The 22,628-nt window shown below is 57.9% G+C and carries 20 protein-coding genes; 9 read left to right on the top strand and 11 right to left on the bottom strand.

Features of this window, described 5'->3' with window-relative positions:
- Positions 1-164: 164 nt before the first annotated feature.
- Positions 165-1,391, top strand: a complete 1,227-nt coding sequence (locus B3R00_RS07805; RefSeq protein WP_286998489.1) for a porin — start codon at positions 165-167, stop codon at positions 1,389-1,391.
- Between the two features lie 230 nt (positions 1,392-1,621).
- Here the strand turns inward: B3R00_RS07805 and B3R00_RS07800 are convergent, their stop codons facing one another.
- Positions 1,622-2,470 (bottom strand): MurR/RpiR family transcriptional regulator, encoded by an 849-nt coding sequence (locus tag B3R00_RS07800; RefSeq protein WP_286998488.1) that lies wholly within the window; start codon positions 2,468-2,470, stop codon positions 1,622-1,624.
- 153 nt (positions 2,471-2,623) lie between these two features.
- Here B3R00_RS07800 and tal point away from each other — a divergent pair, with 153 nt between their 5' ends.
- The 3 genes from tal to pgi are packed head-to-tail and all read left to right on the top strand — an operon-like array spanning position 2,624 to position 6,350.
- Positions 2,624-3,571 (top strand): transaldolase, encoded by a 948-nt coding sequence (gene tal / locus B3R00_RS07795; RefSeq protein ID WP_286998487.1) that lies wholly within the window; start codon positions 2,624-2,626, stop codon positions 3,569-3,571.
- 51 nt (positions 3,572-3,622) lie between these two features.
- Positions 3,623-4,741 carry a beta-ketoacyl-ACP synthase III gene (locus B3R00_RS07790; RefSeq protein WP_286998486.1) on the top strand — a complete coding sequence of 373 codons (1,119 nt, stop codon included), beginning with the start codon at positions 3,623-3,625 and terminating at the stop codon, positions 4,739-4,741.
- A 7-nt stretch (positions 4,742-4,748) separates the two neighbouring features.
- Positions 4,749-6,350 (top strand): glucose-6-phosphate isomerase, encoded by a 1,602-nt coding sequence (gene pgi / locus B3R00_RS07785; protein WP_286998484.1) that lies wholly within the window; start codon positions 4,749-4,751, stop codon positions 6,348-6,350.
- Positions 6,351-6,517: 167 nt separating this feature from the next.
- Here pgi and groL read toward each other — a convergent pair whose 3' ends face one another.
- The 8 genes from groL to metK form a co-directional block, all read right to left on the bottom strand.
- Positions 6,518-8,164, bottom strand: a complete 1,647-nt coding sequence (groL, locus tag B3R00_RS07780) for a chaperonin GroEL (RefSeq protein WP_286998482.1) — start codon at positions 8,162-8,164, stop codon at positions 6,518-6,520.
- A gap of 171 nt (positions 8,165-8,335) precedes the next feature.
- Positions 8,336-8,626 carry a co-chaperone GroES gene (gene groES, locus B3R00_RS07775; protein WP_286998480.1) on the bottom strand — a complete coding sequence of 97 codons (291 nt, stop codon included), beginning with the start codon at positions 8,624-8,626 and terminating at the stop codon, positions 8,336-8,338.
- A 249-nt stretch (positions 8,627-8,875) separates the two neighbouring features.
- Positions 8,876-9,379 carry a GNAT family N-acetyltransferase gene (locus tag B3R00_RS07770; RefSeq protein ID WP_286998478.1) on the bottom strand — a complete coding sequence of 168 codons (504 nt, stop codon included), beginning with the start codon at positions 9,377-9,379 and terminating at the stop codon, positions 8,876-8,878.
- Between the two features lie 247 nt (positions 9,380-9,626).
- Entirely contained in the window at positions 9,627-10,703 is a 1,077-nt protein-coding gene (locus B3R00_RS07765) for a bifunctional nicotinamide-nucleotide adenylyltransferase/Nudix hydroxylase (protein WP_286998477.1), read from the bottom strand.
- Positions 10,704-10,823: 120 nt separating this feature from the next.
- Entirely contained in the window at positions 10,824-12,020 is a 1,197-nt protein-coding gene (gene pncB, locus B3R00_RS07760) for a nicotinate phosphoribosyltransferase (RefSeq protein ID WP_286998476.1), read from the bottom strand.
- A gap of 19 nt (positions 12,021-12,039) precedes the next feature.
- The gene (locus B3R00_RS07755; protein ID WP_286998475.1) at positions 12,040-12,867 is read right to left on the bottom strand and encodes an isochorismatase family protein; all 828 of its coding nucleotides are present in this window, start codon (positions 12,865-12,867) and stop codon (positions 12,040-12,042) included.
- Between the two features lie 112 nt (positions 12,868-12,979).
- On the bottom strand, positions 12,980-13,165 hold the full coding sequence (locus tag B3R00_RS07750; protein WP_286998473.1) for a DUF1328 family protein: 186 nt from the start codon (positions 13,163-13,165) through the stop codon (positions 12,980-12,982).
- Positions 13,166-13,462: 297 nt separating this feature from the next.
- Complete coding sequence (metK, locus tag B3R00_RS07745; protein WP_219162882.1) at positions 13,463-14,647, bottom strand: methionine adenosyltransferase; 1,185 nt, start codon at positions 14,645-14,647, stop codon at positions 13,463-13,465.
- A 127-nt stretch (positions 14,648-14,774) separates the two neighbouring features.
- On the opposite strand from metK, the gene B3R00_RS07740 reads away from it, so the two are divergent.
- Together B3R00_RS07740 and B3R00_RS07735 are read left to right on the top strand one after the other, a co-directional pair.
- Positions 14,775-15,635, top strand: coding sequence for a lysophospholipid acyltransferase family protein (locus tag B3R00_RS07740; protein WP_284213029.1), 861 nt, complete (start codon positions 14,775-14,777; stop codon positions 15,633-15,635).
- Positions 15,632-16,507, top strand: a complete 876-nt coding sequence (locus B3R00_RS07735) for a lysophospholipid acyltransferase family protein (protein WP_286998470.1) — start codon at positions 15,632-15,634, stop codon at positions 16,505-16,507. The genes B3R00_RS07740 and B3R00_RS07735 overlap by 4 nt, the downstream gene beginning before the upstream one ends.
- Here the strand turns inward: B3R00_RS07735 and B3R00_RS07730 are convergent.
- Positions 16,501-17,460: an alpha/beta fold hydrolase gene (locus B3R00_RS07730; RefSeq protein ID WP_286998469.1), complete on the bottom strand. Its 960-nt coding sequence runs from the start codon at positions 17,458-17,460 to the stop codon at positions 16,501-16,503. The two genes, B3R00_RS07735 and B3R00_RS07730, sit on opposite strands and share 7 nt — an antisense overlap.
- Positions 17,461-17,516: 56 nt before the next feature.
- Entirely contained in the window at positions 17,517-18,275 is a 759-nt protein-coding gene (gene yihA / locus B3R00_RS07725; protein WP_286998467.1) for a ribosome biogenesis GTP-binding protein YihA/YsxC, read from the bottom strand.
- A gap of 69 nt (positions 18,276-18,344) precedes the next feature.
- On the opposite strand from yihA, the gene B3R00_RS07720 reads away from it, so the two are divergent.
- From B3R00_RS07720 to ccsB, 3 genes are all read left to right on the top strand, one after another.
- Entirely contained in the window at positions 18,345-18,968 is a 624-nt protein-coding gene (locus B3R00_RS07720) for a c-type cytochrome (protein WP_286998466.1), read from the top strand.
- Positions 18,969-19,084: 116 nt separating this feature from the next.
- The gene (locus tag B3R00_RS07715) at positions 19,085-21,253 is read left to right on the top strand and encodes a cytochrome c biogenesis protein ResB (RefSeq protein WP_286998464.1); all 2,169 of its coding nucleotides are present in this window, start codon (positions 19,085-19,087) and stop codon (positions 21,251-21,253) included.
- Positions 21,250-22,590 (top strand): c-type cytochrome biogenesis protein CcsB, encoded by a 1,341-nt coding sequence (ccsB, locus tag B3R00_RS07710; RefSeq protein WP_286998463.1) that lies wholly within the window; start codon positions 21,250-21,252, stop codon positions 22,588-22,590. Before B3R00_RS07715 ends, ccsB begins: the two co-directional genes overlap by 4 nt.
- Positions 22,591-22,628 lie beyond the last annotated feature (38 nt).

The raw sequence follows: 22,628 nt of genomic DNA, 5'->3' as shown, positions 1-22,628 counted from the left end.
AGATAAAAAAGCCAGCCTTCGGGCTGGCTTTTTGCGTTGTCGCTGCTCTGTAGCACGGGAAAACGAGTGTGGTTTCCACGCGAAAACAAGAATTAGAACGTCTGTGCTTTTCTAGAATGAATTTGCATCCTGAATCGAACAATTCACTTCAAGGAGACAAACAGATGCAAAAGAAAATCTTGGCTGCAGCCGTGGCTGCTTTGTGCGGTGTAGCTACCACGGCAATGGCGCAGCAGACAGGTGCCAGCAAGGTGGAGTTGTGGGGGATCGTGGATGCAGCGGTGCGCCACACCACCAACGAAGGGACGGGCCAAAGCGGGTTGACCAAAATGATTGGTGGCGGCATGTCGCAAAGTCGCTGGGGCATCAAGGTGGAAGAAGATCTGGGTGGTGGCACCAAAGCCTTGGTTGAGTTGGAGCATCGTTTCAATACCGACACCGGCGACAAGGACACCACAGCGCCCTTTTTTCAACTGGCTTATGTTGGCCTGCAAGGTCCTTATGGTCGGCTGACCATGGGGCGTCAGTGGAACGTGCTGTTTGATGTGGTGACTTCAACGTACGCATCCTTCCCTTATTCCCCCTATATGGACGCTTACAAGCCAGAGTTGGGTATGGCGATGGGTGCTCGTACCAGCAATCAGTTGAAGTACCTGATCGCTACGCCTGACCGTAAGTGGGTCGGTGCCTTGCAGTATTCGTTTGGTGAAAATAACGACACCAAGGATCTTGAGGCCGGATTCCCCGGAAATGCGGCCGCTTTGCCTGGCTTGATTCAGCAACGGACTTTGGCGTCATTGTCGGGTGGTGCGGTCAAAACGATGGGTGGTTATCTGCGCTATTCCGCGAATGGTGTGGCGCTTGGTGGTGGCTATCTGCGAACCGAATTGCCAGGCGGCACCAAGGTGGATGCTTGGACGCTGGGTGGCTCTTACCGTACCGGTCCTTGGTACTTCAATGCAGGTTATGGCCTGAACAAGGCAAAATTCGATACGCCAAACTCCCTGTTGTCCCCAGTGAACGTCCGCAATGCGGTAGATCGTGCACTGCTTAATGCGTACTGGTCTGGTCAGACTAACGGTGGCTTCCAATCCGGCGATGCTGACAAGCGCCAGTTGTTCAAGGTGGGCTTTGGCTATCAACTGACGCCTCAGCTGAACTTGGGTATGCACTATTTCCGCGGTAAGCAAAGTGGTTCTGTGTCGGGCAACTTCAACAGCACGGCGAACTTCTTGGTAGCTGCAGCTGACTACGCCTTCAGCAAGCGCACTGATGCTTATTTGGCGATTGACCACACCAACATCAGCGGCGGACAAGGCACGGTGCTGGATAACACCAGCGGTGCACGCAGCCGTACAGGCTTCACTGTGGGTGTGCGCCATCGCTTCTGAAGTTGATGGATGCGATAAAAAACCGGCAGCGATGCCGGTTTTTTTATGTCCGCAGATGCAGTAGAGATGCAGCAGTGCAGCGAAGGTGTGGGCGTACTGAGGAGTTTTTGCTATTAAAAATAAATCTAAAAGCGCTTGATAAATCTAGATTTCGAAACGTTTTATGCCTTAAAGCATTGAAAAATCAGCACTGCAAGCTCCTCTTTATGAGAAGTCGGCCCGCAACAGCTTTAGATGCCATAGCGTTTTTGCTGTAGTTGGTTTTGCAAGTTTTGCAGGTTGTGTGCAAGACCATCGCCCATTTTCAAGGCCACAGCCGTGGCCAAAATATCAATAATGAGCAAATGCAGCAAACGCGATGCCATGGGGCTGTACAGGTCGGAGCCCTCTAAATTATTCGCACTCAGCAGAATCTGGCTGCTGTTGGATAGCGGCGTATGGCTGGAGGTGATGGCAATGACGGTTGCACCGTTTTCGCGGGCGATACGGGCTGCATCTACCAAGTCGGTGGTGCGCCCTGAGTTGGAGATGACGATCAAACAGTCGCCGCTGCGCAGCATGGTGGCGCCCATGGCCTGGATGTGGGTGTCACTGGTGGCTTGGCTGCTGATACCTAAGCGAAAGAATTTGTGCTGCGCATCTTGCGCCACGACGCCGGAGTTGCCGACGCCGTAAATTTCTAGCCGTTTTTTGTGCTGCCAGGCATTCACGATGGCATTGGCAGCTTGTTCAATGGCTGCGGGGTTGGCATCGTTGCGGTATTGCAAAAATGCGGCGACCGAGTTGTCTATGACTTTGACCATGACATCGGCGGTTTTGTCATCCACATCTACGCTGCGGTGCACAAACGGTACACCTTCGGCCACATTGCCCGCCAGCTTGAGCTTGAAGTCGGCCAGCCCGTCATAGCCCATGCTGCGGCAAAAGCGCACCACGGTCGGTTTGCTGACGTTGGCTTTGGCGGCAAGCTCTCGAACAGGTAAGCGTGCAAAGCTGTGCGGGTCTGCAAGTACGAGTTGGCCGACCCGTTGCTCTGCAGGGGCCAGAGATGGAAGGGAAGCGGAAATTCGGTCAAGCATGCAGAGCCTTGAAAATAATGCGTGTAAAGCCGAGATTTTGCGTCAGTTGCAACAAACCAAATCCTTCACGGGATTGACGCAAGGTATTCCCCAGGAGAGGGCACTACACTCAAATCTTCATTTTTGAAAACAGACTACAACAGCAGAGACAAGATGAACCAGCTAGAGCAATTGAAGCGTTACACCACGGTGGTTGCGGATACCGGGAGTTTTCAGCAGTTGGGACAGTTCAAGCCCCAGGACGCAACGACCAATCCTTCCCTGATTTTGAAAGCGGTGCAGCAGCCTCAATACCAGCATTTGCTGGTAGATACGGCCACTGCATGGAAGGGCAAGCCACTGGACGAGGTGGTTGACCGTCTTCTGGTCAAGTTTGGTTGTGAAATTTTGTCCATCGTGCCGGGGCGTGTGTCTACCGAGGTGGATGCGCGCTTGTCCTTTGACACCGAGGCAACCGTGGTACGGGCGCAGCGGTTGATTGACCTGTACCAGGCGGCAGGCATTGCCACCGAGCGTGTGCTGATCAAGATTGCGGCGACCTGGGAAGGGATTGAAGCTGCGCGCAAGCTAGAGCAGCGCGGTATTCACACCAATTTGACGCTGCTGTTTTCCCAGGTGCAGGCCATCGCTTGTGGGCATGCCAAGGTGCAACTGATATCGCCTTTTGTAGGGCGTATTTACGATTGGTATAAAAAACAGGCGGGCGCGCAGTGGGATGAGCAGGCGATGTCTGGAGCCAACGACCCAGGCGTGCGTTCTGTGCGAGCCATCTACGAGTACTACAAGCACTTTGGGATTGCCACAGAGGTGATGGGGGCCAGCTTTCGCAACACCGGCCAGATTGTGGCATTGGCGGGGTGTGATTTGCTCACGATTGCACCTGAATTGTTGAGCCAGCTCAGCCAGAGCACGGCACCTGTGCACCAGGTGCTGCGCGCAGACAACGCTTTGCAGCAGCCGCTGCAAGCGGTGCAGTACGACGAAGCAGGCTTTCGCTTTGCGCTGAACGAAGATGCCATGGCCACGGAAAAGCTGGCGGAAGGCATTCGGGCTTTTGTGGCCGATGCCATCCAGCTTGAACAGCTGATTGTGGCGGTCTGATCATTACACTTACAGGCTACGCCGCACATGGCGCGCCATGGAATTATTTTTATGCATTCAGTCGTCATTAGCGGCACGGGTTTGTATCAGCCTCCGCACACCATCACCAACGCTGAATTGGTGGAAGCATTCAACCGCTATGCGGATATTCAGAATGCGCGGTATGCGGCAGACATTGCCGCTGGCACCCATGAGGCGCTGCAACACTCCAGCGTAGAGTTCATTGAAAAAGCCTCGGGTATCCGCCAGCGGTATGTGATGGAGAAAACAGGGGTGTTGGATCCGCTGCGCATGTACCCGCGTTTTGAAGAGCGCGGCGATAATGAGCTTTCACTGATGGCTGAAATTGCTGTTGCTGCTGCGCAAGAAGCGTTGCAGCAAGCGGGCAAGACTGGCGCAGACATCGACATGGTGCTGTGTGCCGCCTCCAATATGCAGCGCGCCTATCCTGCCATGGCGGTGGAAATCCAGCAGGCTTTGGGGGCTGGGGGCTATGGCTTTGACATGAACGTGGCGTGCTCGTCGGCCACATTTGCCATAGAGCAAGCCGTCAATGCCGTGCGCTGTGGCACGGCCCAGTGCGTGCTGGTGGTGAACCCTGAGATTACTTCGTCACACCTAGAGTGGCGCGATCGCGATTGCCATTTTATTTTTGGAGACGTGTGCACCGCAATCATTATTGAGCGCGCCGACACAGCGGCCGGCACAGATGCGTGGGAGGTCGTCGGCACCCAGCTGGCCACCCAGTTCTCCAACAATATTCGCAACAATTTTGGCTTTATGAACCGCAGCGAAGACAGCGACCCGGCTGCGCGCGACAAGACCTTTCGACAAGAAGGCCGCAAGGTGTTCAAGGAGGTGGTGCCGATTGCCGCTGCACATATTGCAACGCATTTGGAAAAGCTGGGGCAAACTCCGCAGCAGGTGCGTCGTTTCTGGTTGCACCAGGCCAATTTGGGCATGAACCAATTGGTCTTGAAAAAGCTGGTGGGTGAGTCCACCGATGACCGCGCGCCGTTGATTCTGGATGAGTTTGCCAACACGGCGTCCGCAGGCTCCATCATTGCCTTCCACAAATACCGCGCTGACCTGGCTGCCGGTGATACGGGGGTCATTTGCTCTTTTGGTGCGGGGTATTCGGTAGGCAGCGTGGTGGTGCGTAAGCGCTGAATGGAGCATGGTTTTGGTTTGTGATGCAACGCAGCAATGGGCGCAGCTGGAGGCGCACTTTCAGTCATGGGGGGCGGGGTTTGACTTGGTGCAAGCATTTGCCATGGATGCGCAGCGCTTAGAAAAGCTCAGTCAGCAGGCACCGTATGTGTTTGCGGATCTGTCCAAAAATTGGCTGCAAGAAAGTACGGAGCAGCAGTTGAGCGCGCTGGCACGTGCCTGCAGTGTACACACTGTGCGCGATGCCATGCTGGCTGGGGCGGAGGTCAACACGACCGAGGAGCGCGCAGTGATGCACTGGCTGCTGCGTGCCCCCCCAGATGCGGGTTTGCTGCAAACCCATCCGGTTGTGCAGGCGTGGGATGCACCCGTGCAGCAGGCGCTCCAGCAGGTGCACAGCACGCTGGACGCCATGCTGGCACTGGCCGAACAAGTACGCAGCGATGCGCGCATTACGGATGTGGTCAATATCGGGATTGGTGGCTCGCACCTGGGCCCCGAAGTGGTGGTGCAGGCACTGGAAGACTGGGTAACGCCCGGTAAGAATTTCCACTTTGTCTCGAATGTCGACGGCCATGAGCTGGGACACGTGCTGCGCAAGGTCAAGCCGCAGAGCACCTTGTTTTTGATTGCCTCTAAATCGTTCACGACGGCAGAGACCATGCTCAATGCGCACTCCGCGCGCACCTGGTTTTTGGCCAACGGCGGCACGGAATCTGGGCTTCAGCAGCATTTCGTGGCCTTGACCACCAATACGGCTGCTGCGGCGCAGTTCGGGGTCACGCGCACACTGGGGTTTTGGGACTGGGTGGGCGGACGGTTCTCGTTGTGGTCTGCGATTGGCCTGCCGATTGCGATTGCGATTGGTGCAGAGCAGTTCAAAAACCTGCTGCACGGTGCACATGCCATGGATGCGCATTTTTTTAGTGCCCCTGATGCCCACAATCTGCCTCTGCGCTTGGGGATGCTGGATGTATGGAATCGCAATTTCTGCGGTTTTGGCAGCCGTTGCATTGCGCCTTATAGCCATGGTTTGCGCCGCCTCACGGCTTACCTGCAGCAGTTAGAAATGGAAAGCAATGGCAAGCGTGTCACACGCGATGGCAAGCCCTTGCAGGTGGCTACCGCGCCGGTGGTGTGGGGTGAGCCTGGCACTAACGGCCAGCACGCTTTTTTCCAAATGCTGCACCAAGGCCCTGATGTCATTCCGGTGGAGTTCATCGCGCTGCGCGATGGCGGCAAGTACTTGGGGGCCCACCACCAAAGCTTGGTGATCAATGCGATCGCCCAGGCGCAGGCGCTGATGGTAGGGCGCAGTGGGGAAGGTATAGAGCGGGATTGCCCCGGCAACCGGCCCAGTACCTTCTTGCTGTTGCAGGCGCTGGACCCAGCTTCGCTGGGCGCGCTGATTGCCTTGTATGAACACCGCGTGTTTGTGGCGGGCGCGGTGTGGGGCATCAACAGCTTTGACCAGTGGGGCGTGGAGTTGGGCAAAAAGCTGGCGCAATCCCTGCGTGAGCGCCAACAAAGCAATGATTGGGCGGGGGTGGATCCTTCAACCCGGGCGCTGATGCAGCGCTTGGCGGAGTCGCCTGTGAATGGTAATTAAAAAGCAGAGCTGCTAACGCTTGCTGGATAAGCGCTAAAGCCGCTTTTGATACATATTTAAAGCGCAAGCAAAGTGCGTAAGCCGCAAAAACAAAAGGCCGCTTTCGCGGCCTTTTGTGTGTGGGAGCAGCAACCGAAGCGGTGAAGCTTCGGTCAGCAGCGGGGCAATTACATGCCCATGCCGCCCATGCCACCCATACCGCCCATACCGCCCATGTCAGGTGCAGCGCCTTCAGCCTTAGGGGCTTCAGCAATCATGCACTCGGTGGTCAGCAGCAAGGAAGCCACGGAAGCAGCGTTTTGCAGCGCTGTACGTGTCACCTTGGTGGGGTCCAGGATACCCATTTCCAGCATGTCGCCGTAGGTGTCGTTGGCAGCGTTGAAGCCGAAGTTGCCCTTGCCCTTCAACACTTCGTTCACGACCACCGAAGGCTCGCCACCGGCGTTGGCCACGATTTCGCGCAGAGGTGCTTCCACGGCAGCCAGCACCAGCTTGATACCAGCGTCTTGTTCGGCATTGCCAGTCTTCAGCTCGCCCACGGCTTGCTTGGCGCGCAGCAGGGCCACGCCACCACCGGCCACAATGCCTTCTTCCACAGCAGCGCGGGTCGCGTGCAGCGCGTCTTCCACGCGCGCCTTCTTTTCCTTCATTTCGACTTCGGTGGCAGCGCCAACCTTGATCACGGCAACACCGCCGGCCAGCTTGGCCACGCGCTCTTGCAGCTTTTCACGGTCGTAGTCGCTGGTCGCTTCTTCGATTTGCAGGCGGATTTGCTTGACGCGGGCTTCGATTTCAGCAGCTTGGCCAGCACCGTCGATGATGGTGGTGTTTTCCTTGCCGATTTCCACGCGCTGGGCTTGGCCCAGGTCTTCCAAAGTGACCTTGTCCAGTGTCAGACCCACTTCTTCAGCGATGACCTTGCCGCCCGTCAGGATGGCGATGTCTTCCAGCATGGCCTTACGACGATCGCCAAAGCCAGGAGCCTTCACAGCCACCACCTTCAGGATGCCGCGGATGGTGTTCACCACCAAAGTCGCCAGGGCTTCGCCTTCAACGTCTTCGGCAATGATCAGCAGAGGACGGCCAGCCTTGGCCACTTGCTCCAGGGTAGGCAGCAGGTCGCGGATGTTGCTGATCTTCTTGTCGAACAGCAGCACGAAGGGGTTATCCAGAACAGCGGATTGCTTTTCTTGGTTGTTGATGAAGTAGGGCGACAGGTAGCCGCGGTCGAATTGCATGCCTTCCACGACATCCAGTTCGTTGGCCAGCGACTTGCCTTCTTCCACAGTGATCACGCCTTCCTTGCCCACCTTGTCCATGGCTTCAGCAATGATGCTGCCCACGGATTCGTCGGAGTTGGCGGAGATCGAACCCACTTGGGCGATTTCCTTGGAAGTGGTCGTCGCCTTGGATTGCTTCTTCAGCTCTTCCACCAAAGCAGTCACTGCCTTGTCGATACCGCGCTTCAGGTCCATGGGGTTCAGACCTGCGGCGACGTACTTGGAGCCTTCGCGCACGATGGCTTGGGCCAGCACGGTGGCGGTGGTAGTGCCGTCACCAGCGATGTCGTTGGTCTTGGAAGCTACTTCCTTCACGAGCTGAGCGCCCATGTTTTGCAGCTTGTCCTTGAGTTCGATTTCCTTGGCCACGGACACACCGTCCTTGGTCACGGTAGGGGCACCGAACGAGCGCTCCAGCACCACGTTACGACCCTTGGGGCCCAGGGTGACCTTGACCGCGTTGGCCAGAATGTTCACGCCTTCAACCATGCGTGCACGTGCTTCACCGCCGAATACTACGTCTTTTGCTGCCATTTTTGGCTCCTAAAGAATTTGGTTCAAACTGGCTGCTAAGGCTTATCTGTTAAGCGCTAGCAGCTATGAAATTCAATGTTCTGGGAAGAACTTTGGTCTTCGGCCGGACTTTGTATCCTTTACTTTGCAGCGCAAAGTGAGCCTTCGACCCAACTAAATCGCGAGCGCGATTTAGTTCTCTACGACTGCGAACAGGTCGTCTTCCTTCATCACCAGCAGTTCGTTGCCGTCGACCTTGACGGTCTGGCCCGAATATTTGCCGAACAGCACGCGGTCGCCCACCTTCACGTTCAGAGCGATTTGCTCGCCCTTGTCATTGCGCTTGCCGGGGCCCACTGCCAGCACTTCGCCTTGGTCAGGCTTTTCAGCAGCGTTGTCAGGGATATAGATGCCCGAAGCTGTCTTGGTTTCGTTTTCCAGGCGCTTGACGATCACGCGGTCGTGCAGAGGACGCAGGTTCATAACATCTCCTAGATATCAATCAACAAGGTTGAAGTGGTCAGCAGCTTGGCGGGTGCCCAACTGCTTCAAAAAAACTGTGGGGAGTGTTGTTAGCACTCAAGCCCATCGAGTGCTAATAATAAGGTGAAAAATTTGCCTTTCAAGAGGCAAGGGCTGTCCAAGCTGCTACTTTTTGGCATTTGTTTTGTAAGTTGTTGTTTTGATTGGTGGGGAGAAGGTGGCGGCAGCAGGCGGTCAGGTGCGCATCCTTCATGCTGATGCAGGAACAGTTGCTTGCTGGGCCAGAGCTTGCAGTGCTTCACCGGTCATGCGGTAGCGAATCCACTCGCTTTGCGGCTTGGCGCCCAGGCTGTCATAAAACTCTATGGAAGGCGTGTTCCAGTCCAGCACGCTCCATTCAAAGCGGCCGCAGTTGTTGTCCAGCGCAATCTTTGCCAAGTGGCTGAGCAAGGCTTTGCCGGCGCCCTTGCCGCGCTGCTCGGGCGAGACGTACAGGTCTTCCAGGTACAGGCCGTGCTGGCCTTGCCAGGTGGAGTAATTGAAGAAGTACACGGCAAAGCCCACGGGCGTGTCGCCCTCCAGGCAGATCAGGCCAAACACTTTGGGGTTGTCGCAAAACAAGGTGCGGTGCACGTGCGCGGGCGTGGCCAGCACTTCGTGCTCGGCTTTTTCGTAGATGGCCAGCTCACGCACAAAGTGCAGGATCAAATCGGCGTCGGCAATCGTGGCGGGGCGGATGGTCAGCGATGTCATGGCAATTTCCAAAATGCGAAGTGCCTTGCCTGCAAGGGGCAGGCGTGGCAAAAAAAGCAAAACCAGGCTGCGCAGGTGCGCTGCGGGGGGCTGCGGTGATTGTGGGACGGGTGGGCAATCAGGTCGAATACTTGGGCTGGCTGGGCGTGTTGGTTGGGGCTCTGCTGAGCAGGTGCCTTCATTGGCTCGGCGATGGCGGGCGATGGATAGCGAGGCTTTGCGGCGCGAGCGGTGCTGTGGGCGTGCTTTACGGCAGAGCCATCGGCAGCCCTGCAGTGCCAAAGCGTGCTAAGCAGCGGCGCAGCACATGAAAGTGGTCTTCAAACATCTGGCTTTCCAAACCGGTTAAATCCCCCAGTGGTACCCAGCGCGCTGTAGCGGCGTCGTCGCCGCCTTGCACGGGGGGCAGCTGTGTGCCGGGAACATGGAACACAAAGACGTGCGTGATGGTGCGCCCGCGCAGGCTGCGGTCGGGGTGGTCAAACACTTCCACGCCTTGCAGGGCTGTTTGCAAGGTGTCGGTGCTCAGCGGCAGGGCGGTTTCTTCCTCCAGCTCGCGCAGGCATGACTGCCACAGCGTATCGCGCGGCTCCACAAACCCGCCGGGCAGTGCCCACAAGCCTTGGCCGGGGGCGTGGCCGCGCTGGATCAGCAGCACATGGCCGTGGCACAGCAGCAGCCCGTCGACCGTCACAAACACGGGAGGATAGGGGGCGCTGGCCCAGGCGGCGTGGTAGCCGCTGAGCATGCGCCACTCGGCGCGCAGGGCGGTGTAATCAGCACTGGTTTGCCACTGGCGCAACCAGTCGGCCACGGGTGCGGGCAGCAGTGGGGCGAGCTGTGCCCATAGCGCGTCGTGGGGCAGATCGGCCAGGTTCCAGTACAGCTCGCGCGTGGGGGTGCCATCAAAGTCACCTTGGCGCGGCAGGCTCAGCAGCTCCCAGCCGGGAAAGCGTGCCAGGTAGTTGCTGCTATCGTCTTTGAAGTGCCCGACCAAGTCCACACGCGCGCCGGGCGGTACTTGGGTGTGTACGGCGGCCATGACGGCCTGCACCCAGCGTGGCTCATCGTAATAGTCGCGCACAGGCACGCAGTGGACGCGGGCGGCATCGGCGGCGGGCAAGCTGCTGCGGATCAGGGCAGCGCGCTCTTGCCAAGTGAACGGGTTTTTGGGGCTGCGGGCCTGGAAGGCACTGCCCAGCACCACCACCACTTGCTGCGCGGTCTGCAAAGCCTGCTGCAGCAAGGCCAGGTGGCCGAGGTGAAAGGGCTGAAAGCGGCCAATCAAGACAGCGGTGTGGGGAGCGTGGTGGGGCACAGGCATAAATAAAAAGGAGCGGCTAGCGCTTGTTTTTAAAGGATTTCAATATGTTTTGTATTTGAAACTGCCTTTGAACCAGCGCAAGCAGCTATGTTTTTTCTTTGAGGCGGGATTGCAAACAATTTAAGCAATCGGATCGGCAATGCCAAACACCTGGCGCAGATAGGCCAGATAGGTTTCGTCGTCGCACAGGGTTTTGCCGGGTGTGTCAGAGATTTTGGCAACTGGCTGGCCATTCGCGCGCACCAGCTTCATCACAATGTTCAGCGGCTGCAGGCCCACGTCGTTGGTCAGGTTGGTGCCAATACCAAAGCCCAGCTGAATGTGCGGCGCAAAGTAGCGCCACAGCTCCAGCGCTTTGTCGATGTTCAGGCCGTCGGAGAACACCATGCGTTTGGTGTGCGGGTTGATGCGCAGCTTGCGGTAGTGCGCCAGCGCTTGGTCGCCCCAGTCAAACGGGTCGCCCGAGTCGTGGCGCAGGCCGTCAAACAGCTTGGCAAAGTACAGGTCAAAGTCTTGCAAGAAGGCGTGCATGCCGACGGTGTCGGTCAAGGCAATGCCCAGGTCGCCACGGTATTCCTGCACCCAGTCTTCCAGCGCGGCTTTCTGAAAGTCGCGCAGGCGCACGCCCAAGGCCTGAAAGCTTTGCAAATACTCGTGTGCCATGGTGCCAATGGGCACGATGTTCAGCTCCTTGGCCAGCAGCACGCTGGAGGTGCCTTTGAACCACTGCGGCACCTCGCGTGTGAGGGTGGTGACGACCTCGCGGTGCCAGGGCTCGGCAAAACGGCGGCGCAGGCCAAAGTCAGACAGCTCAAACGGGTGCGCCAGGGTGGGCTCATCCCGCAAGGCGCGCAGCTGTGTGATTTTGGCTTGCAGACGGCGGCGACCTTCCTCCAAGGTGCCCGGCTGCGCCAAGCGGCGGAAATACAGCTCGTTGACGATGGCCAGCACATGGATTTCAAAGCCCATCACATGCACCTGGGGGCCGTGGGCTTCAATGCGCAAGCCACCTTCGGGCGTGGCCTGCACGCGGATGAAGTTGCGCTGGAACTGGAACAGACGCAGAAAGTCGATGAAGTCGCTTTTGATGTAGCGCAGGCTGGCCATGTACGCCAGCTCATCGGGCGTAAAGCGCAGGCTGCACAGGTGATCCAACTCGGCATTCACTTCGTCCACCAAATCGGCCAGCGGATAGGCGGTGGCATTGCGGCAGGCAAAGCGGTATTCGGCCTGCGTTTGGGGGTGGCGGTGCAGCATGGCCTGCCACATAGTGAATTTGTACAGGTCGGTGTCGAGCAGGCTGTGGATGATGGGCATGCGGGCAGCTTTCGTGGCTTTACAGGTGCAATTCGGTGGTGGTGCACAACTGTGCGCCCGCAGCTTGCAGGTGCTGCAAGAAGGCGGTGTGCTGCGCCTCAAAGCCGCTCACAGGGCTCATGCCATCGGTCAGCACGGTGATGCGTGGGGCAAAGTCGGCAGGGGCTTGCTGCAGCAAATGTTCGACCGTGGCGCGCACGCAGTGGCTGCTGGCCTCGCCCGCCACAATCAGCCGCTGGGCTTGCAGCAAGCTAGTCAGCAAAGTCTGGTTGAGGCAGGTTTCTGGCGCGCTGGCATCGGGCACTTCGGCTTCCAGCGCGCTGTAGTGCTCTGTCCACGGGTTGCTGCCTTTGAACACGTTGCACACGGCACGCTGCTGCTTGCGTTGCCAGTCTGCGCAGGCCGACAAAATGTGGGCGTGTACGCCATGGCCCCAGCTGCCGATCTCGCAGTGCACCGGCCACACCATCAGCGTGTAGCGCCCACGGGCTTCCAACGCATCCAGATAGGCCAAGGTGCGCGCAAGGTGCGCAGCCTTGCGGGGCTGGAACTGCCCCTGGCGCACCTGGGCGGCGGTGATGGCGGTAAATGGCGCCACCTCGTCGCCGCTGCCTTGCTGCCAAAACGCTGGGTGCGCAATGTCAAACACCTGGTGGGAATCGAGTGTGACGGTGATGTGGTCGATGTGCGCGCTGTGCTGGCGCAACCACGTGGCCACACGCTGCATGTCGGCGTGCGCACCGGGCACGGGCAGTGCAGGGCGCAGGCCACTGGGGCAAAAGTTGGCGGGCAAATCGCAAAAATCGTTTTGCGGATCAATCAACAGCAAGTGGGTGTCAAGCGTCATGGCAGCAGTGGCACAGCGAAGAAAGCATGCGCCTGAGTGTAGAAGCTTGTGCAGCCTCTCCCAATGAAAAGGGCTGCATGCGCAGCCCTTGGGAAGATGTTTTCAACACCGCTTACTTGAGCATCTTGCGCGCAGCGCCCACGCCCATGGCGGCCAGCACCACAAATACGACGGCCAAAACCAAGAACAAAATGAACAGAACCTTGGCAATGCCGGCCGCACCGGCGGCAACACCGGTAAATCCAAACAGTCCGGCAATCAACGAGATGATGGCAAAAATGATGGCGTACTTCAGCATAGTGCTCTCCTTGTAGTGGGCTGCCACGTTGCGGTGGCAGATGCGTTCAACCATAAAGGCGCGTGCTAAATACCGTTCGTCGGTGGTGCCTGGGTTGCCGTGTAGGAGTGCGGCCCACCTAGGCGCAGGCATGAAAAAGCCCGCAGCAGCGGGCTTAGTGATGGTGGGCCGAACTTGTTGCAGCCAGCAGCGCGAGCAGTAATGCAGCGTTATCTGTGGGGGGATTGGTGCACATGGCTATCGCCGTATGCGCTGTTCCCCCGAACAGATACCGCGCGGATCGCGCGGCAGTTTGCATTACTTCAAACCGGCTGCGGCGCGCAGCAGTGCCGCTTTGTCGGTCTTTTCCCAGGTGAACTCGGGCTCTTCGCGGCCAAAGTGGCCGTAAGCAGCGGTCTTGGCGTAGATGGGGCGCAGCAGATCCAGCATTTCGATGATGCCTTTGGGGCGCAGATCAAAGTGTGCCGCTACCAGCTTGGCGATTTCTGCATCGGGAATCACCCCCGTGCCTTCGGTGTAGACCGTGATATTCATGGGGCGAGCCACGCCGATGGCGTAGGCGACCTGCACTTGGCACTGGCGCGCCAGACCCGCTGCCACCACGTTCTTGGCCACGTAACGCGCAGCATAGGCCGCGGAGCGGTCCACCTTGGAGGGGTCCTTGCCGGAGAATGCGCCACCGCCGTGGGGGCAGGCGCCGCCGTAGGTGTCCACAATGATCTTGCGGCCAGTCAGGCCACAGTCGCCCTGGGGGCCGCCCACGACGAAACGGCCGGTGGGATTGATCAGGTACTTAGTGTCCTGCAGCCATTCCTTGGGCAGCACGGGCTTGATGATTTCTTCAATGATGGCTTCGGTGAACGAGGCCTTCATTTTGGTAGCAGTTTCTGACTGGTCGGGGCTGTGCTGAGTGGACAGCACCACGGTATCGATGCTGTGGGGCTTACCATCCACATAGCGCATGGTCACTTGCGACTTGGCATCCGGGCGCAGGAAGGGCAGGCGGCCATCTTTGCGCAACTGTGCCTGGCGTTCCATCAGGCGGTGGGCGTAGTAGATGGGCGCTGGCATCAGCTCGGGCGTTTCGTCGCAGGCGTAACCAAACATAAGGCCTTGGTCGCCCGCGCCAATGTTCAGCTCATCGTCGCTGGCCTTGTCCACGCCCTGAGCGATGTCCTGGCTTTGCTTGTCGTAGGCCACCAGCACGGCGCAACCCTTGTAGTCGATGCCGTAGTCGGTGTTGTCGTAGCCAATGCGCTTGATGGTGTCACGCGCCACCTGGATGTAGTCCACATTGGCGCCAGTAGTGATTTCACCGGCCAATACCACCAGACCGGTGTTGGTCAGCGTTTCGGCTGCCACGCGGCTGTGGGGGTCTTGGGTGAAAATTGCGTCCAGAATCGAGTCGGAGATCTGGTCAGCTACTTTGTCGGGGTGGCCTTCGGAAACCGATTCCGAGGTAAAGAGAAAGTCGTTCGCCATTGAATAAACTCCTGTGTTGGGCAATTGCGTTGCTCGGCTACACGGAAGTCGGGCGAACGCTTTAGCAGTTTTGTTTTACGTCGCCCTGCAAGTTGCTCTATTAACTCGGCGACACCCAGCTATTGTAATGCCAACCCTTTTTCGTTTTTTGTCTGCAGTGCCATTGCCCCTCGCACACCTCATCGGTGCCTGTATGGGCTGGTTGGCATGGGCGTTTTCACCGACCTATCGTCGTCGCTTTGCGGCCAATAGCGCACAAGCGGGCTACACCTTTGCACAGGTGCGGCCGGCCGTGGGCCATGCGGGGCGGATGGTGGCCGAGCTGCCACGCTTGTGGCTCAAACAGACCCCAGTCAATACGGTGCATGGCACCGATGTGGTTGAGCAGGCATGGGCCAAGGGAAAAGGCATTTTGTTCCTGACGCCGCATCTGGGCTGCTTTGAGCTGTCGGTGCAGGGTGCTGCCAGTCTGTGGTCACAAGCGCATGGCCCCATCACGATTTTGTACCGCCCCGCCAAGCAGCCATGGTTGGCGCAGATGATGCTGACGGCCCGCAATCGTGGAGGCATTCAGGCGGTACCGACCACGTTGTCGGGTGTGCGCCAGATGATCAAAGCACTGCGCAAAGGGCAAGCGGTAGGGCTGTTGCCGGACCAAGTACCCCCGCACGGTCAGGGTCAGTGGGCCCCGTTTTTTGGCAAAGATGCCTACACCATGACACTGGCGGCACGGCTTGCATTGCAAACCGGGGCGAGCGTGATTTTGGCGCGCTGCGAACGTTTGCCAGCCGGGCGCGGTTATGAACTCTTTTTTGAAGCGCTGCCCATGCAACTGTCAGAGCAGTTGGATGCTGCGGTGGTGCAATTGAACCAGGCCATGGAACATACGATTCAACAATGCCCCACCCAGTATCTGTGGGGGTATGGCCGTTACAAGCAGCCGCGCCAAGAAGCTGCAGCTTCTGCGGATGAGGGTGGTGCGGCATGAGCTTGAGCAAGCTGGGCATTGCCTGTATGCATGGTTTGGCCAAGCTGCCATTGCCCGTGTTGCGTGGGCTGGGGCGTGTGGTGGGCAATGTGCTGTATCTCGTGGCCGCACCCCGGCGCAAGGTGGCGTTGCGCAATTTGGAGTTGTGTTTTCCTGAGAAAACGCTGGCAGAGCGCAAGGCGATTGCCAGAGAAAGCATCGTGGTGTTTTGCCAGACGTTTTTGGACCGCAGCTGGCTGTGGTTTGGCTCGGAAGCCTTGGTGCGCAGCCGTGTGAAATTGACCGGCGCTGTCCATGAGCTGGAAGGCGACATCCCCACCATCGTGTTTGCACCGCATTTCTACAGCATGGATGCGGGCGGGCTTGCGCTGCCTTTGAACACCGAGCGTGAATTCACGTCGATCTTTGCCACCAACCCCGACCCGGTGCTGGATGCCTGGTTTATGGCGGGGCGCCAGCGTTTTGGCAAGGTGCGCATGCTCAACCGGGCAGATGGCGTCAAACCCATTATTTCAGTGCTGCGCAAAGGTGGCTTGCTGTATTTGCTGCCCGATATGGACTATGGCAAAAACGATTCGGTGTTCGTGCCTTTTTTCCAGGTGCCAGAGACGGCGACCATTCCCTCGCTCTCGCGTTTTGCCCGCTTGGGTAAAGCCAAGGTGGTGGGGCTGTACAACCGGATGACGCCTCAAGGCTATGTGGCAGAAATGACGCCTGCGTGGGACAACTTTCCTACGGAAGACCACATCGCTGATACAGCACGCATGAACCGTGAGCTGGAGGCAGCCATTCGCACCATGATTCCGCAGTACTACTGGGTGCATAAACGCTTCAAGACACGCCCTGATGGGCAGGCATCGCTGTATCAATAATCAAGGGTGAAATCAGTGTTTTGGCTAGTGCTGTCAAGCGTTAGTAGCTCTCTTTTTGGTAAAGACTGGCGCAGTATCAGGTGCAGTTGGCGAATCACCAAGTCTGGGAGCTCGTGCACCAGCCAGTGGCTCGCATCCGGCGCATAGGTGAGGGAGAGGTGCGGCACCCATCGTTCCAAGCCGTTCAGGAGTTCGGGGAGCAGGGCCTTATCTTGTTGCCCCCACAGAATATGGGTGGGAACCACCGTATGCAGCAGCGCATCAGGCAGCTGAAGCTGGTGAATGCCTTGGTCATCGCCGCGTGGCGGGGCCAAAGGGCTGGCGCGGTAGTAGTGGCAGGCCGTGGCAAGTGATTGCTGCCAATGCGCCAGGTAAACGGCTTGCAACTGCGGTGTGAGCCAGGCCGGCAAGTCGCCCTGGGGCGTGCGGAAAAAATCCCACAGCCGCTGGGCGCCATCGGCCAGGAGCAAGGCAGGCGCATCGCTTCGGCGCAGAAAGTGCATGTATTGACTGGCCGCTTGCTGCGCAGGGTTGTGCTGCAACTCACGCACAAAAGCACCGGGGTGTGGTGCGTTGATGATGAGCAGCTGTTGCAGCACAGAGGGGTGCTGAATCGCCAAATTCCATGCCAGCGCGCCACCCCAGTCGTGGGCGATCACGGCTGCCGCTGGCTGGCCGGGGCTTTCGGCGGCGATCAACGCCACCAAGTCTTGCACCAAAGCTTTGGGTTTGTAAGCGTCGACGGATGACGGCTTGCTGGATTGCCCGTAGCCGCGTAAATCGGGCGCCAGGCAGCGCCAACGGTCTGCAAAAGGCGTCATCACCCCATCCCAGATAAAGGCACCTTCAGGAAATCCGTGCAAAAACAGCAACAGGGGTTTTCCAGGGGAGCCACAGCTGCGGCACTCGAGCGTGACGCCGTGTGGGAGCTGGTGGCGGATGGTTTCGATCATGGCACCTCCTTGTAGGAGTCGCCATGGTGGCGCAGCGGCGCGCCCGCGTCTATGCGTTATTGCGCGGGGGTGTCGGTGGCAGGGGGCTGCACTGCGGGTGCGGCACCCGCCTCTGCAGCAAGGGGCGTTGCCGTAGGGTTCAAGCCTGCAGGGTGGCACCAGTGCCACAGCAATTGCGCCACCTCATCCACACCTTGCTTTTTCAGTGCCGAGAACATGCGCACTTCACCGCCGCCCGCATTGAGTTTGGTGATGGACAAAATCTTGGCTTGCTCGGAGCGCGTCAACTTGTCGGCTTTGGTGAGCAAGATCAAAAACTTCAGGCCACGTTCTACGCGTGGGCGAATAGCGTCCAGCAACGCTTCATCCAGCTCCGTCAAACCCAGGCGGGGGTCGCACAGCAACACCACGGCGCTCAGGCTTTCGCGTTGCATCAGGTAGTTGAGCATCACCCGTTGCCAGCGCTCTTTGTCCGAGCGCGATACTGCGGCATAGCCATAGCCGGGCAAGTCAGCCAACACCGCATCGGTGGTGCCTTGTTTGCCCAGCGAAAACAGGTTGATGTGCTGGGTGCGGCCCGGTTTTTTGGAGGCAAAGGCCAGTTGCTTTTGCTGCGTTAAGGTGTTGATGGACGTGGATTTGCCTGCGTTGGAGCGGCCCACGAAGGCAATTTCAGGCACGTCTACCGTGGGCAGATGGTGCAGCTGAGCAGCCGTGGTTAAAAAGCGTGCCGTGTGCATCCAGCCCATGGCGAGCTTGGGATCAATCAGGTCAGAAGTTTGACCCGAAGCAAATGCGGGGGAGTTGGTCGTCATGGGGGGTATTAAGCGTTGGGGCCTCATTGTAGAATCTGGCAGTTTTGCGCACATAACCAGACCCACAATATGAAGTTGCTCGCCTCTTTGCTGACGTCTGCCGCACTGGCAGCACCCGCTCTCCCGGCCTTCGCGGCGGGCGATACACCGGCCAAACCCGACCTCGTCAAAGGTCAAGCCAGTTTCGAAGCTGTATGCGCAGCTTGTCATGGTGCTGATGGCAATTCGACTATTGTCCTCAATCCTAAATTGGCACAACAGCATCCAGAGTATTTGCTCAAGCAGTTGCATGACTTCAAGGATGACAAACGTGCAGACCCGATCATGAAGGGTTTCGCCACGATGTTGTCCGAAGAGGAAATGCGCAACATCACGGCCTGGTTGGCCACACAGCCTGCGAAGAACGGTTTTGCAACCGACAAGAACCTGGTGCAGTTGGGTGAGCGCATCTACCGTGGCGGCGTACCAGATCGCAAGATTGCGGCATGTGTCAGCTGCCATAGCCCTAACGGCGCTGGTATTCCTGCACAGTACCCCCGACTGTCAGGGCAGCATGCCGATTACACTGTCAAGCAATTGAATGCTTTCCGTGATGGCTCGCGTGCCAACAACCTTCAAATGAAGGACGTGGCTGCCAAGTTGAACGATCGCGAAATCAAGGCTGTGGCGGATTACATCGCCGGCTTGCGTTAAATCAAGTTTTCGCTGTTCAAGCGGGAACTTGCCGCCCATAACAAACCCCAATAAAGGCGGGACCATCGAAATGTGATGGCCCCGCCTTTTGTCTTTAGGGCCTTGTGTCTTTTTTCATGTCAGATTCTTCTTCCGGCAAGCCGTCCCATCTTGAGCAACCGCAGCGCATGCGCGCATTGCTGGAGTTGCTGGCTTCCATGCGCTTTGCGATTGCCCTGCTCACCATCATTTGTATTGCTTCGGTGATTGGCACGGTGCTCAAGCAGCATGAGCCCAGTGTCAATTACGTCAACCAGTTTGGCCCTTTCTGGGCGGAGCTGTTTTTGGCGCTCAAGCTCAATGCGGTATATAGCGCGTGGTGGTTCTTGCTGATTTTGGCGTTTTTGGTGACCAGCACCACGCTGTGCCTGTTGCGTCACACGCCCAAATACATGGCGGATTTGCGCAATTACAAAGAAAACATTCGCGAGCAAAGTCTCAAGGCTTTTCACCACAAGGCACAGGCTGCATTGAACGAGCAGCCACAAGCTGCCGCACAGCGCATCGGGGGCATTCTGGCGCGCAGTGGCTGGAAGGTAAAGTTGCAAGAGCGGGAGACGCCCGCAGGCAAGGGCTACATGCTGGCAGCCAAAGCCGGCGCGGCCAACAAGCTGGGCTATATCGCAGCACACTCGGCGATCGTGATGATTTGTATTGGCGGCTTGCTCGATGGCGATATGGTGGTGCGAGCCCAAATGTGGCTGGGAGGCAAGACCCCATACACCGGTGCGGGGCGTATCTCCGATGTGCCGCCAGAGCACCGTCTGTCCCTGCGCAACCCCACCTACCGTGGCAACTTGATGGTGGCAGAAGGCACGCAAGCTGGCACGGCCATCTTGAACCAGTCAGATGGGGTGTTGCTGCAAGAGCTGCCTTTCTCGGTGGAACTCAAGAAGTTCGTGGTGGAGTACTACGACACCGGCATGCCCAAGTTGTTTGCCAGTGATGTGATCATTCACGACAAAGAAACGGGTGAACAGCTCGAAAAGCGCATTGAGGTGAACCACCCTGCCAGCTACAAAGGCATTGAGATTTACCAGTCCAGTTTTGACGATGGTGGCTCGCAAGTGAAATTGCGTGCCGTACCGTTTACAGCCGGTGGTGAGGCGTTTGAGGTGGAAGGCTACATTGGCAGCGCCACCGAGTTGATGCGCGCAGGCTCATCCAAGCCCGAAGATGTGATGACACTCGAATTCACCGAACTGCGCACCATCAACGTGGAAAACTTCAGCGGCCAAAAAAATGCGAATGCGGCAGTGGATGTGCGCAAGGTGGATTTGCGCAGCTCTATTGAGTCCCGCTTGGGCGGAGGCCACAAAACGGCGAAGCCCCAAGAGCTGCGCAATATTGGCCCCAGCATTGGCTACAAATTGCGTGATGCCTCGGGCCAAGCGCGTGAGTACCAGAACTACATGAGTCCTGTCGATTTTGGCGATGGTGTGTCCATGTTCTTGCTGGGTGTGCGAGAGAACCCTTCTGAGGCTTTCCGCTACCTGCGTATTCCTGCCGATGACCAAGGCAGCATGCAAGGCTTTATGCGCATGCGTGCTGCACTGCAAGATCCCGCCATGCGCGAAGAGGCGGTGCGCCGCTATGCCAAGCAGGCCGTCCCCGCTGAGCGTGAAGATCTGCGTGAGGCCTTGACGCAGTCGGCACTGCGTGCGGTGAACCTGTTTGCTGGCAGCGGCAAGCTGGTCAACGGCGTGCCGGATGGCGGTTTGCAGGCGATTGGCCAGTTCATGGAAGCGAATGTGCCCGAGGCTGAGCGCGAGCGTGCCAGCGAAGTGCTGATTCGCATCTTGAACGGCGTGTTGTACGACCTAGCGCAACTCAGCCGCGAAAAAGCAGGTCTGAAGCCGCTGGAAGCTGGCGAGCAAACCTTGGGGTTCATGACGCAGTCGGTCTTTGCCCTCAGCGATGCGCAGTTTTATCCCGCACCGATGGCCTTCATGATGGAGGACTTCAAGCAGGTGCAAGCCAGTGTGTTCCAGGTGGCGCGCGCTCCCGGTAAAAACATTGTGTATCTGGGCTGCCTGTTCCTGATCATCGGTGTGTTTGCCATGCTTTATATCCGTGATCGCCGCTTGTGGATTTGGGTAGCGCCGCAAGGCGATGCGGCACAAGCAACCATGGCGCTGTCCTCCAATCGCAAGATCATGGACACTGACCGCGAATTTGATAATTTGAAGCAAAAGCTGCTGGCCACTTCGGCTGCAGCCGCCTCTCCCACGGAGCGTTCTGTATGAGTAGCACCACGACTACTTCCACCATCACGTTGAATGAAGGCTATTTTGTGCGGCGCAACTGGTTTGACTGGTTGTTTGCTGTGCTGGTCGTCGCTGGTGGCTTGTTTTCCTTGAACCAGTACAGCCATGCGATGAATGGCTACGAAAAAGGCATTTTGATTGGCACGATGCCCGCCATGATTTGGCTGGGCTGGTTCTGGCGTCCGCTGAACAAGCTCATGCTGGCGATTGCGGCCCTGTCTCTCTTGGCCATCTGGCTCTATCACGGCCCTGATGGCGCGGCGCACATTGACCGCTCGGAGACGGTGTTTGGCCTGAAATACTTTTTGTCGAGCCAATCCGCCATTTTGTGGATGAGCGTGCTGTGCTTTATGGCCACCATCTTCTACTGGATCAGCCTGTTTGCGAAGGGCGAGCGCGATACGTTCGGCGCGATGGGCTCACGCATGACCTGGGTGGCCATCACGCTGGCGCTGGTGGGCACCATGGTGCGCTGGTTTGAGAGCTATTTGCTGGGCCCTGATATTGGCCACATCCCCGTGAGCAATTTGTACGAAGTGTTCGTCATGTTCATCTGGATGACGGCGCTGTTTTATCTCTACTACGAAGACCAGTACCAAACACGTGCTTTGGGCGGCTTTGTGATGCTGGTCGTCAGCGCAGCGGTAGGCTTTTTGCTGTGGTACAGCATTGTGCGTGAAGCACATGCCATCCAGCCTTTGGTGCCTGCGCTGCAAAGCTGGTGGATGAAGGTGCATGTGCCTGCGAACTTTATTGGTTACGGCACATTCGCCTTGGCCGCCATGGTGGCGTTTGCCTACCTCATCAAGCAGCAGGCGCAGGAGACCAAGTGGTACAAGCTGGCGCCTTTGTGGCTGCTGGGCGTGGCGCTGTGTTTTGAGCCTTTGGCTTTCCGCCAGAGCCAGGAAACTGGCAGCAGCTACTGGATCATTTATTTCGGTATTTCTGCGCTGATCGTCGCGGCCATTTTGGCAGCGCGCAAACCGATTGCCGCGCGTTTGCCAGCCTATGAAATCTTGGACGATGTGATGTACAAATCCATCGCCGTGGGCTTTGCCTTCTTCACCATTGCCACTGTGCTGGGTGCGCTGTGGGCGGCAGAGGCATGGGGCGGTTATTGGAGCTGGGACCCCAAAGAGACGTGGGCGCTGATCGTCTGGTTGAACTATGCCGCCTGGCTGCACATGCGCCTGATGAAGGGGCTGCGTGGTACCGTCTCGGCATGGTGGGCGCTGGTGGGCCTGGCCATCACCACCTTTGCCTTCCTGGGCGTGAATATGTTCTTGTCGGGTCTGCACAGCTACGGTGAGCTGTAAGCCATAGGCCATAGCCCATAGCCGGTCAGCAGCACAAC

Origin of the sequence: Comamonas sp. UBA7840 (genome assembly GCF_002501455.1) — a bacterium.
Taxonomy (GTDB): Bacteria; Pseudomonadota; Gammaproteobacteria; order Burkholderiales; family Burkholderiaceae_C; genus Comamonas; species Comamonas jiangduensis.
The sequence above is the reverse complement of the archived record's forward strand: the minus strand, read 5'-3'. Positions and strand labels throughout refer to the sequence as shown.